8 protein-coding genes are annotated in these 12836 nt (G+C 54.6%); 2 read left to right on the top strand and 6 right to left on the bottom strand.

Annotation, left to right across the window (positions count from 1 at the left end; translation table 11 throughout):
• Positions 1–121 precede the first annotated feature (121 nt).
• From HGO37_RS20835 to HGO37_RS20825, 3 genes are all read right to left on the bottom strand, one after another.
• A complete protein-coding gene (locus HGO37_RS20835) occupies positions 122–2050 on the bottom strand; it encodes a methyl-accepting chemotaxis protein (RefSeq protein ID WP_250985016.1) in 1929 nt (642 codons plus the stop codon).
• A gap of 446 nt (positions 2051–2496) precedes the next feature.
• Positions 2497–4440, bottom strand: coding sequence for a methyl-accepting chemotaxis protein (locus tag HGO37_RS20830; protein WP_250985015.1), 1944 nt, complete (start codon positions 4438–4440; stop codon positions 2497–2499).
• 596 nt (positions 4441–5036) lie between these two features.
• The gene (locus tag HGO37_RS20825) at positions 5037–5402 is read right to left on the bottom strand and encodes a winged helix-turn-helix transcriptional regulator (RefSeq protein ID WP_250985014.1); all 366 of its coding nucleotides are present in this window, start codon (positions 5400–5402) and stop codon (positions 5037–5039) included.
• Positions 5403–5479: 77 nt separating this feature from the next.
• Between HGO37_RS20825 and HGO37_RS20820 the strand changes: the two genes are divergently transcribed.
• Positions 5480–6505, top strand: coding sequence for a saccharopine dehydrogenase NADP-binding domain-containing protein (locus tag HGO37_RS20820; protein ID WP_250985013.1), 1026 nt, complete (start codon positions 5480–5482; stop codon positions 6503–6505).
• A gap of 307 nt (positions 6506–6812) precedes the next feature.
• Here the strand turns inward: HGO37_RS20820 and repB are convergent, their stop codons facing one another.
• The 3 genes from repB to HGO37_RS20805 all read right to left on the bottom strand — a co-directional run bounded on the left by repB (position 6813) and on the right by HGO37_RS20805 (position 10812).
• The gene (gene repB / locus HGO37_RS20815) at positions 6813–7880 is read right to left on the bottom strand and encodes a plasmid partitioning protein RepB (protein ID WP_250985012.1); all 1068 of its coding nucleotides are present in this window, start codon (positions 7878–7880) and stop codon (positions 6813–6815) included.
• 13 nt (positions 7881–7893) lie between these two features.
• Positions 7894–9150, bottom strand: coding sequence for a plasmid partitioning protein RepA (gene repA / locus HGO37_RS20810; protein ID WP_250985011.1), 1257 nt, complete (start codon positions 9148–9150; stop codon positions 7894–7896).
• 471 nt (positions 9151–9621) lie between these two features.
• Positions 9622–10812, bottom strand: coding sequence for an aminotransferase (locus HGO37_RS20805; protein ID WP_250985010.1), 1191 nt, complete (start codon positions 10810–10812; stop codon positions 9622–9624).
• Between the two features lie 299 nt (positions 10813–11111).
• Between HGO37_RS20805 and HGO37_RS20800 the strand changes: the two genes are divergently transcribed.
• A complete protein-coding gene (locus HGO37_RS20800) occupies positions 11112–12722 on the top strand; it encodes an ABC transporter substrate-binding protein (protein ID WP_250985009.1) in 1611 nt (536 codons plus the stop codon).
• Positions 12723–12836 lie beyond the last annotated feature (114 nt).

Below are 12836 nucleotides of genomic sequence, written 5' to 3'. Positions count from 1 at the left end.
GTACCGGCCTCCGCACACGATGCTGGAAAAGCGAATGTCGCAGCTGTGCATCCCCATCATTTCGTAACACGCAGTGACGGGGATGCAGTTCTTTCAAAGCATTACCTATCTCATGGGAAGATCAAAACTCTTCCCAGCTATCGGACGCCGTGCTGAGTGCCGCATTGCCGGAGAAGGCTGACGCCACCTTGCGTGCAAGATTACGTGCTGGTGATGCCGCTGGAACGTCGCGCGCTTGTGCTGGACGAACAGCAGCATATTGAGAACGGCCAGACAGTTTGAACTGCGCCAGAAGCGCATTCAGCGATGCAGCATCACGGGCAAGGCCGTGGCTGGCTGCGGTGGATTCCTCTACCATCGCCGCATTCTTCTGGGTGTCCTGATCCATCTGGTTTACCGCAGTGTTGATCTGCTGCAATCCGGAGGACTGTTCCTGTGCCGATTCAACGATTGCGTTGACGTGGCGGTTGATCTCCTGCACCTCAGCGACAATCGTTTTCAAGGCTGTACCGGTTGCGCCGACAAGTTCAACCCCGTTCTGTACCTGCTGGTTTGAGTTGTTGATCAAAGCCTTGATTTCCTTGGCCGCGTTTGCGGAACGCTGCGCCAATTCGCGCACTTCCTGTGCAACAACAGCAAAGCCCTTGCCGGCTTCGCCAGCGCGTGCTGCTTCAACACCTGCGTTCAGTGCCAACAGGTTGGTCTGGAAAGCAATGTCATCGATGACGCCGATGATATTGCTGATCTCGCCCGAAGACTTTTCGATCTGCTCCATGGCGGCAACGGCATTTTGTACAACGGTGCCTGACTTTTCAGCACCGGCCCGTGTCCGGCTGACCAGCAACCCGGCTTCATGGGCACGGCTGGCCGCATCTTTGACGGTCGTTGTGATCTGTTCAAGGGCTGCAGCTGTTTCTTCGACGGAAGCGGCCTGCTGTTCAGTCCGTTTGGCAAGATCGTCGGCGGCAGATCTGATTTCAGACGAACCGGCCTCAATGCTGCTGGCATTCTCAGCAACCTGTTCCAGCGCCAGCTGCAACTTGCTTGCTGACGCATTGAAGTCGCCGCGAACTCCATCCAGCACAGATGTGAAAGGCTGTTCGATGCGATAGACGACATTGCCGTCGGCGAGATTGCTGAGGCCTTTAGCAAGGTTTTCAACGGCAAACTTGACCTCGGATGCTTCGCGGGCACGCTGTTCTTCCCGTTCAACGCGCTCCTTCTCCGACAGACTGCGGTTTTCATCGGCTTGCAGTTCAAGGCGGGCCCGTTCAAGGGCATTATCACGAAAGACTGCAACGGCTTCGGCCATTTGGCCGATTTCATCCTTTCGTACGAGGCCGTCGATGTCTGAACGAACATCACCGGCGGCCAAAGACGCCATGCGTTCACGCAACCGTGCCATCGGCGCGGTGATACCTTTTTGAGCAATGGCGAGGCTGGTTGCAATCGCGATTGCGATGCCGGCCAACAAGGCGCAAGTCGTGTAAAGGATTGTTTGTGACACTGAATTCGATAGTTCTTCGCCACCTTTGGTCAAAGCTTCGGCCATAACGACATTGTTGGCACCGAATTTCGGTGACAGGTCAATCACGGCTTTGTCGAGCATCGCGGAAAGTTTTTCAACCTCTGCAGAGTTCCCCTCCGCATGGGCTTTCAGCACCTGATCACCAATCGATTTCAAATTGTCGACCAGAACGAGGATTTCGTTCATCGCCTCTCTACGAGACGGCACGAGGTCTGCCACCTGCGCAAGGCGCCCACGCGCGCCAGCAAGTTCCTTAGTAAAACGCTCGGAAAAGTCCTTGAAGGCGGGCGATGCTGGATTTTGAGCCAGCGCACGCGTGAGCCAAGTCGTCGCGGTCCAGGTTCCTGCTGCGCCACGGGGACCGTAGTTTGCACCAAGGCTTTCATGCTGGAGAAAGCCGAAATAGGCCGTGTTGGCCTCGGAAAACTTCAAAGTCAGGTGCATCAGACCAGCAAGTGAAATGAGGCTGAGAATGGCGATCGCCATAAGAAATTTGATTTTGATTTTTAAATTTTGGAGCATCGGAAAAAACCTCGGTGCGGGGCAGAGGGACTAAGCGTTTGGCGTCAGGCATGTGAGGAAGAAAAAAGGAAACCGCCTGAAAAGGCGGCGCACATCATGCGCGCTGGTGACCAGATTTGGTCGCTATGTTCCAAGCCAAAATGCTAGGAGAAGAACAATAAGAAAATCTTACCTTTTGCTGCGCTGCAACATAAACGTCGAAAAAATCTATCGGGATAACGGCGATGATCGACATTTTCGTCTTTTCGAAACCACAAAACCCGACAAAGCCGAGAATATTCTTTCCTATGCACGGCAAACTGACGGTTATATCGAACTCATAAGGTCCGATATGGGTCGCGTGCAAATGAAACCGCACAGGCTTAAAACAAAACCACCCCACCCGGACACGCCGGATGGGGTGGAGTTGTCATCAAGATTCGTCAACCGCTAGGGTTGCACAATTATCAAAACTCTTCCCAGCTATCAGCAGAAGGCTTCAGCGCGGCATTGCCTGCAAATGCAGCCCGAACTTTGCCACCGAGCGCACGCGCCGGAGAGGCAGCCGGCCGATCAACCGGGGATGCCGGGCGAACGTTGGGAGAAGCAGAGCTATATCCATTGTCAGACAGCGTGAACCTGGACAGCAGCTGGTTGAGCGACAGCGCCTCGCGTGCAAGTCCGTGGCTTGCAGCGGTGCTTTCTTCGACCATCGCAGCGTTTTTCTGCGTGTCCTGATCCATCTGGTTAATAGCGGTGTTGATCTGCTGCAAACCGGATGACTGTTCCTGCGAGGATTCTGCAATCGCAGCAACGTGGCGGTTGATCTCCTGCACTTCTGCAACAATCACCGACAATGCATTGCCGGTCTCGCCGACCAGTTGCACGCCCTGCTGTACTTGGCTGTTTGAGGTTGTGATGAGGTTCTTGATTTCCTTTGCAGCACCTGCAGAACGCTGCGCAAGTTCACGCACTTCCTGCGCAACAACCGCAAAACCCTTACCGGCTTCACCGGCACGCGCGGCTTCTACACCGGCGTTCAGCGCCAACAGATTGGTCTGGAAGGCGATTTCGTCGATGACGCCGATGATGTTGGAAATCTCACCTGCAGATTTTGCGATCTGTTCCATAGCCGCGACGGCCTTCTGAACAACCTCGCCAGACTTCTCGGCGCCGACCTTTGTGCGGCTGACGAGCTGGCCTGCTTCCTGCGCACGTTTTGTCGAGTCCTGAACCGTCGTCGTGATTTCTTCTAGTGCTGCAGCGCTCTGCTCAACAGCAGCCGCCTGCTGTTCTGTTCTTCTGGCCAGGTCATCAGCAGCGGACTTGATTTCATTTGCGCCAGCATCGATACCGCGCGCATTCTGGGCAACCTGGTTGAGCGTCGTCTGCAGCTGTTCTGCAGCTTTGTTGAAGTCGCCACGAATACCGTCAAGATTACCAACGAAAGGCTGTGCAATCCTGTAGGTGACATCGCCATGCGCGATCTTAGAAAGAGCTGTGGCCAGATTATCGACTGCAAACTGCACGTCTCGCTCTTCCTGTTCTTTCTGCTTGGCGCGTTCAATTCGCTCTTTTTCAGACAGCGAACGATTGGCTTCCGTTTCATTCTCAAGGCGAATGCGCTCAATGGCACCTTCACGGAAGACCTGTACGGCAGCGGCCATCTGGCCAACTTCATCCTTGCGGTCCATGCCGTCAACGCCTGCGGCCGTGTCGCCATTTGCCAGCGAAGCCATCCGTTCGCGAAGACGGGCAATCGGCATCGTGATGCCACGCGACGAGACGTAAAGGCCAAGCGCAATCAGCAGACAGGACAGGATGACAATGCCAGTAATGCTCTTGAAAATCGTGCTGTTGGTATTTGCAGTAAGCTCGTCGCTACCCTTGACCATTCTCTCTATGAGTTGCTCGTTACCGGCACTGATTTTTGGCGAAACTTCGCCCAGCTTCTTGAGGAGCTCCAGCGCCATCTTCTGAGCATCTGCAGTTTGTCCTGCCTGCATCAGTGCAATAGTGCGTTCTCCGACAGCCTGAACCTCTGCAACGCCGTTAAGAATGTCACGCGCCGCATCGGCGCGCGATGGAATAAGCTTTACGATCGTGTTCTGGCGTTCTTCAAGCTGCTTGCTGTCAGCACGGAACGTCTTGACGGCGTTTTCAAAATCGCTGCTGCCAGCTTCATTGAGAGTGGCACGGAGAACCTGCATGCCCAAGGCATTGAGGTTACCACTGGTTCTGGCGTTCAAGACCGCTGCAACACCGTTATTGGCGATGAACTCACTATAATTATTATCAGTGTGTTTATATTGCAGGCTGACATAACCCAGGCCAGACAACGAAACGATACTCATCAAAGCAATTACAAAAACGACTTTTGTTTGTATCTTGGCATTTTTCAAAAACGACATATAGACCTCAAGCCAGACGGCCTCGAAACCGGCCCTACGGGGGCAGTTTGTGAGCACATGATAAGACATTGCAGGTAGGTGGGCCCACTCATCGGGCGACAAGCGGCAATGCTGTTGGCAACTGCATCATGCAGGGCAAGAGCGTGATCCGATTGTTCTACCGGCTCCAGCCTTGAAAGCGGGAACCTGCAAATTGTACATTTTGCGAAAAGTTTAAATTAAGTATTACTTTATTCATACAAACAATCATGGAAAGAGATTAAATCCCAATATTTCCAGTTATTTAGTTATGGCAGTTTGTGAGACGCACGGAAGGCTTGAACATCAGGAGGTCAGGCTCGCGGAGCGGCTCGACCGTCTTCTCAAGGTCGTCCGTTAGTTACGGGATATTGTGATGTCAGTGTGTCTGTCTGCATCGCTCCAGGAGATTGCGAAACGAGACGGGCCAACTCGTCGTCATTGAGTCCCATCCCTCTTATGCAAGAACCAAAGCAAGCGCTCCGCCGATGCCAAAAGCCGCATCAATATTTGCCCTTCATGTGTGTTCCCAAACAACAGTTTTTCGATCTAGAAAAATACGGCCCGTGAAAGGCTTCTCAGCGCGCCCACTCGTAAAGCCGCGATAGCATCTGCGTAATCTCCCGTCCTGCATCGGTCAGGGTATAAGTTGTCCGGCGGGGAAAGGTCGATGTGGAGGACCGGGTTACCAATCCCCTTTCGACAAAACCTTCGAGCCGCTCCGTCAGGACTTTCGGGCTAATCTTCGGCAGCGTCTCCATGAGTTCTGAAAAACCGAATTCACGATCGGAGAGACGCCAGAGGATCAACGCACTCCAGCGGTGTCCGAGAAACGTCAGCCAATCCTCAACCGGGCATTGCGACACATGGCGGGGTGCCTGTTTCGTGCCCACTGCCTCACCTCGCAGTCCCTGTTCTTCCCATTTGGATAGTTCAGTTGCCATCTGCTTTATCTGCCATCGGACCAATCGATTCGCCGGAACATAAATTTTTCGGCCTGACATGCAAAGGCGCGACACTAATGGGTGATAACACAACAATCCGACCGGGCGTCATGATCGTCGGCGGATATGGCCATGTCGGCAGCCAGATCGCTCGCCGTCTAAAGAAAGCCGGTCACTATGAGGTCTGCATCGCCGGCCGTGATGAAAACAAAGCCAATGCCATGGCCACGCGTTTGGGATGCAAAGCAACACAGCTTGATGTGCGCGATCCACAAACCTGGAGCAAAGCACTTGCCGCAATTAAGACGGTTGTTGTCTGCATTGACCAAACCGACACCGGCTTCATCGAACATGTTCTGACGAAGGGCTTGCGCTATATCGACATTACTGCCGACGATACGTTTTTCAGAGACGTCGAGCAGCTAGCCCAACTCGCCAGGGCATCAGGCGGAACGGCGCTTCTGTCCGTCGGTCTCGCGCCGGGCCTCACCAATCTGCTGGTCAAGGCCTGTGCCGAGAAACTGGATGACGCGACGGATGCGCGTATCGGTATCTTGCTCGGCCTTGGTGACACGCACGGACCAGCTGCCATCGACTGGACACTTCAGAATTTCAAACGCGCACCCATTGAAAAACTGCATTTCGGTAAAAATGACCGCCCGCACCCGGCAATGGAATTCAACTTCGCAGATCAACACGTGCTTCGCCGCACACGCGGTATCGGCAAGGTTAGAACATTGCTGACCTTTGATAGCGCGACTCTAAGTCGGATTTTATTCCACCTGCTGCCAGTCATGACAAAGATCGCGTTTCTCCGCCGCCTGGTCAGCAAGAGCATGATGCACATCAGGCTCGGTTCTGATCGCACGGCTCTTTCAGTGGTGGTGACGGGCTCACGTAGTGGCCGCGAGGCCACGGCCACCATGTCACTGGAAGGAAGAGAGGAAGCGGCGATCACTGCGTTGGTCGCTGCAAACACCGTGCAGTTACTTACTGACACACCCATCGCGCCCGGCGTATGGCATATCGATCAAGTCGCGTCGATCGAACACTACAGCAATTGCCTAGCCGCCGAGGGCGTAACTTTCTCAGTCGTTGCGTAACACAACGCAATCGGTTTTGGACGTTGAGTGTGAAAGCAGGGACAGATTCTGTCCAACAAGCATAGCTGTGGCACGGAGAGCTATGTGGAGTTTGATGCTGATCTACACCCAAAACCGCACGCCCCGTCGTCAGGTTCTTAATCGGCAAAAATAGCGGCTTTTGCTTCGATTGCGAAGCTCAACGTCCAAATCCATCCGAAATGGCTGGTTCAATCCCAGTTCCAGCCTGCGAGAATCCAGTGTCATCGGTGTAAAAGCCAGAGCGCAACATATTGAACACACGCAGATGTGCTCTGGCCTGTTCCGATCAGCGCTTAGCAGTATGCGCCGTGTATTCCCGCGACAGCAGATCGACGACCTTCTCGATAAATTCCGGATCAATTTTTCCGACAAAGTCGATCCGCGGCGCTTTGCCATCGACGCGCAGTGTCGCAAACACCTTCCCCTTACCGTCGCGGAGTTCACGTGGACGCTGGGTTTTCTGTTTGGCAGGCGGGCGGGCCGAAAGTCGTTTGAACAGCAATTCAAACCGCTGGTCGCTTTGCGATGTGCCGAAACGATCTGTGCCGATCTCGTCCATGGCGTTGCCCTGAGCGGTATCACTCTGCAGCATCTCACCCAACTTCATCCAACGATCACGGCCGGCCTTCGGAGCAGCCCCGATAATAGTGATGAACCGGGCTGGCACTTTTTCCACCACCTGCATGAGGCGGGAGAGCTCGCTTTTCTGAACCGAAAGCGCGTCACCGATCACCTTACGATCAAACCCGCGCTCCGCGAGGTTTCTGGCAAAAATTGCTCTCTCGATGAAGGAAAGATTACGGCGTTCGGCATTTTCCTTACCCTGCGCCAAAACCAGCTCATCATCGCTCAAAGAGCGAATGATTGCCTTGACCGGCTGCCCCAGTTTAAGCGCCGCACGAATACGACGGTGACCATAGGCCGTCTGGTAACGACCTTGTTTTTCCGGATGCGGACGCAGGAGAACCGGCACCTGCTGGCCACTTTCGCGGATACTTTCCAGCAGCACCGCAAAGTCTTCATCATCTACACCCGCCACACTCAGACGGTCCTCGACGAATGAGGCATCGATCTGCGCTGGATCAACGGCCAGAACGTGCTCGCCGTCGCTCATGGCCTGGCGCAGCGCCCTCGCCTCTTCGGCTTCACGGGTCATTGAACCAAGCGACAGGCCCATGGCACGAACTGCACCAGAGGCGCTGCGCGCCGGTGCATTTGTCTCTGTATTGCTGACCGGAGCCACTGGTGCGGGGCTGGCAGGTTTGACTTCCGGCGCAACAGCCGGTGTTGTCGTAACAGGCAGAGAGCCGCCAAACAAAGCCTTGAGTTCGGTTTTACGGGAGTTTCCAACCATCTTCGTCAGCCTCCTATCGGCCCCATGCGTCGTGAACGAGTTTCTCAATTTCCGCATTGACCGCATTCATCGCTTCCTGCGCGCGGTCGTAGGTGGTGCGGGTAAAGTTTTCGCGGCCCACTTCATACAGTGTCTGCTTGGTCAGGCCTGCATCGGAAACAGCTGTGGATTTCAGCATCGGCGCGGTCAGAACCCGATCCCCAAACAGCGAACGCATGAAGCCGACAATCTGTGTTTGCGGTCCATCGTTCGGTTCAAAACGGGTAACGAGATAGCGGAGGAAGTCGAAGTTTAACTCCCCGCCAGCCTCACGCACCACGCCCAGCAAATCCGAGGTCATGAACAGAAACTGGTTCATCGATGCCACATCCAGCATCTGCGGATGGACGGTAACGATAACGGATGTGGAGGCGCACAGCGCTGACAGGGTGAGATATCCGAGCTGCGGCGGGCAATCGATGACCACCACGTCGTAATTCAGCTCCACGCTGGCCAGAGCGGCCTGTATACGGGCAAAGAACAGCGGCCCGCTGTCTATGCCGCTGTGGCGGCGTGTCAGCGCCTGTGGCGTCTCGTGCTCGAATTCCTGCAGTTCGATATTTCCAGGGACCAGATCAAGCCCCGGGAAATATGTGCCGCGGATGATCTGCGAGAGTGGGCGGGCCTGATCGTCATAACGAATAGCGCCGTACAGCGTATCATTGCCGGTCAGATCCAGCTCCGGCTGATAACCGAACATCGCCGACAATGATGCCTGCGGATCGAGGTCGATGGCGAGAACCCGGTGACCGGTCAGCGCCAGATATTGCGCCAGATGAACAGCTGAAGTGGTCTTGCCAGAGCCGCCCTTGAAGTTGGTCACCGAGATGACCTGCATGTGTTCGCCGCGCGACAGATCACGCTGCGGCAGATAACTGCGTGCCTTCGCAGTGTTGCCTTTCGCCAAAGCCTGTTCAGCGAGGTGATGGCGCAGTGCATTGATGTCGTTCAACGTATAGAAACGTCGGCCGCCGGTCCCGGTTTCCGGTTGTGGCCCCTCGCCCGCCAGCGACAATTGGCGCAAGTAGCCATCCGAAACACCGATGAGCTTTGCAGCCTCACCTGAGGAAAACTGGCGCAGTGTCTTCTGTGCCATCGGTGGATACAGGCGTTCACGCATCGCCTTCAATTGCTCGGACAGCGCACGCGCGTCCGCCGCAATCGCGGCATCTGCCACGATGCTCGGCGTGCCCTGTGGCTTTTCATCGGTCGCCTGCACTACAGACACCATGGGTTCTATCTCCTGACTGGCGAGTATGAGGACTGTGGGTTCGACAGCGGTGAAATCATTCCTTGAGCGCCAGAAGGAGGACCAGGACAACTATCTCAAGCTGACGAACCATACCGAGATTTACAGAAATCTGGTCCAGTTACGACAAATACTCAAATTTTTGCGAATTTCCGTAACAGGATGACGGATTCAGTGATTCCCGTCAAGCACTCCGCGACCCAAAACATCTGAAATTTGGCACGAAACTCAGCACTGGTTGACAGCTGTCAACCGAATAATATGAAAGCATTTCAGTCATTTAACTTTATCGACGGCCCGCCAACCACCACTTACGTGGTCTAAATGTGGCATAAGGGCACAAACTATCCCATTTCATAAGGACAAAATAACAACCGCAAAATCTGGGATTCTGCGGTTTTGTTGACTGAGTTGACAGCTGTCAACTCGCGGGATGTCTTGGTCTTCAGCAGCTTATGCTAGCGTAAATCCAGAGAGACGGCTCTCCAGCTTGGCAATGGTTTCAACATCGGCATTGGCGAAAGCGAAGCGCAAATAGTCCTCTTGGCCCTCACCAAAATAGACGCCCGGCAAACACACCACCCCTGCCCTTTTCGCCAGCTGCTCCGAGACTGCTGCAGACGAAACGCCACGGAACGGATGGCGGATGAACGCAAAGTAAGCACCAACAGAAACCAGGTCCCAACCACTGATCTTCGGCATGACCTGACGCAGTGCATCGGCCCGTCTTTCAATCTCGAGCCGATTGTCATCGCGCCAATCGGCCAAAGCGGGAATAGCCTTTGCAACGGCGGCCTGCGGTGCACGCGCTGCACAGATCTGCAGATTGTCCATGATCTTGGCGATCTCGGTCACAGCCTGTGGGCCCGCTGTTATCGCGCCAAGTCGATGCCCGGGCACGCAGAAGGACTTCGAGAAGCTGTACAGCATGATGAGATTATCCTGCCATCCCTCGACATTCATCAATGTGTGTGGACGCGGCGTCTGGCCGGGAAGGAAGTCACGGTAGGTCTCGTCGAGGATGAGCCAGACGCCTTTTTCGCGGCAGGCGTGGAAAATCTCCAGCAACAATTCAGGCGGATAAACCGAACCGGTCGGATTGTTTGGCGTCACCAAAGCGAGAGCCTTCACACCGGTTTCCAGCACTCTTTTGACGTCAGCGACATCTGGCAAAAACGCATTATTGGGATCGCAGGATACAAGCACCCGGTTGATGCCGAGCATGGCAAGCGTCGTATCCTGATTGAAATAAAACGGATCCGTGAGTGCTACACTGTCACCAGCCTTGGCCACAGCCATTGCCGCACACATGAAGGCCTGATTGCAGCCCGACGTGATGTGGATATTGTCGATGCCAACACTCGCACCATAAAGCTCTGACACGTGCTGCGCATAGACATCCCGCAACTCGGTCTCACCCTCAATCGGACCGTATCCGCAATATTGTTTTGAGGATGCCGCCTCACCCAGCCAACGCAGAATATCGTCATGCGGCGCATAACCCGGTACGGCCTGAGACAGGTCGATCATCGGTCCGCGTGCGCCATCGTAAGCCCGTGCCCAGGCAAAAACGAAGGGAACAGGTGGTGGCGACAACTCAGCGACAAGAGAGTTGAATACAGGTTTGTTATCGGCGGATGGCATGGAATGTCCTTGAGCGTCTTGCAAAATCGTTATCGGGCAGGGGCCGTCTTATCTGGCGACAGACCATGAAATAGGAGCGGAAAGCGTGCAAGTGTTTTCATGCGGTTTGATAGCGTCACAGGGTTCGCAGAATAGCATTTCATCCAAAACCACACATTGCATCTAAATTGCTCTGCATCTCAAAAAAGCTGAAATGCAATTGCTGTCTTATCGTCCCTTTAAGATGGACACTCCTCTCACCGCAGGCATAAGATGCTGCATTGCGGCCCGCGAAGCATCTCATCTATCGGAGTGAAATCATGTCTTTCTCATCCTCACTGTCCCGACGTCTGCTCTTGAAAAGCAGCATTCTGCTGGCCGCTGCGACCACACTTGCGGGCAGGGGCTTTGCGCAGGAAGCAGCCTCCGGACGTCTGATTGTCGCCGCCGACTCCGAACCTAAAAACCTCAATCCTGCGATCGTCGCGTCAAACGGCGTGTTCTTTATTTCCAGCAAGGTCATCGAGCCGCTGGCCGAAGCCTCCTTTGATGGTAAGGATGGGCTTGCACCGCGTCTTGCCGTGGAATGGCAGGGGTCTGAAGATGGCCTGAGCGCCACGTTCAAACTGCGTGAGGGCGTCACTTGGCACGATGGCAAACCCTTCACTTCGGCTGACGTTGCTTTCTCGGCGCTGTCCGTCTGGAAGACATTGCAGAACCTCGGCCGTCTGGTTTTCGCGCATCTCGAAACCGTCGACACACCGGATGCCCATACCGCAATCTTCCGGTTCTCAAAGCCAACACCATTCCAGCTTATCCGTAACGCGCTTCCGGTCGTCACCAGCGTCCTGCCAAAACATGTCTATGAAGGCACCGACATTGCCACCAATCCGGCCAACAACAAGCTGGTTGGTACGGGCCCATTCGTGTTTGCGGAATATAAACCAGGTGAGTATTACCGTCTGACACGCAATGAAAAATACTGGAATGCCGGCCAACCGAAGCTGCAGGAAATCATCTACCGCATTCTGCCAGACAGGGCAGGGGCGGGTGCTACGCTTGAGGCGGAAGAAATCCACCTTGCGGCCTTCTCGGCGGTTCCGCTGGCAGACTTGTCGCGCATCTCCAAGGTGCCGGGCATAAAGGTGATTGCCGACGGTTACGAAGCGCTCACCTACCAGCTGGTCGTCGAAATCAATCACCGCCGCAAGGAGTTGGCCGACCTTAAGGTGCGCCAAGCGATTGCGCATGCTATCGACAAGAAGTTCGTGGTCGACACCATCTTCCTTGGTTATGCAACGGCCTCGAGCGGCCCTGTACCCAAGAATGCGCCTGAGTTCTACACGGACGACGTGGAGACCTATGATTTCGATGTTGCTAAGGCCAACGCCCTTCTTGATGAGGCTGGTTACAAGCGCGGGGAGGGCGGTAATCGCTTCTCGCTGAAGCTACTGCCGGCACCTTATTTTAATGAAACCAAACAGTTTGGTGCCTATCTGCGGCAGGCTTTGGCGGAAGTCGGCATTGATGCCGAGCTGGTCAACAATGATTCCGCCGCACATCAGAAGGCAGTCTACACCGATCATGCATTTGATCTGGCGATTGCTCCACCTGTGTTCCGTGGAGACCCGGCCATCTCCACCACCATTCTCGTCAAATCAGGCACACCGGCTGGTGTCGGCTTCTCCAATCAGGGTGGCTATGAAAACAAGGATCTGGATGCGCTGATCGACAAGGCTGCCGAGGCGGTCAATACAGAGACCCGTACGGAACTCTACAAGGAGTTCCAAAAAAAGGTCACCGAGGATCTGCCTCTCATCAATGTTGCTGAGTGGGGCTTCATCACCGTTGCCCGCGATACCGTGCAGAATGTGGCAAGCAACCCACGCTGGGCGGTTTCGAACTGGGCAGATACGGAACTGGTTTCCTGACACCTGACAGGGTTTGGCAGGGTGACAACTCTCCCAAACCCTAACTTCAACAACAGTCGGCCTCCATAAAAATCTGCTGCACTTTGCAGTATCGACGTTTTCGAGTTCAGCAAT

Origin of the sequence: Rhizobium sp. CG4 (assembly GCF_023701965.1) — a bacterium.
In the GTDB taxonomy this organism is placed as follows: Bacteria; Pseudomonadota; Alphaproteobacteria; order Rhizobiales; family Rhizobiaceae; genus Agrobacterium.
Note: the sequence above shows the minus strand (reverse complement) of the source record. Positions and strands in the feature narration are given on the sequence as shown.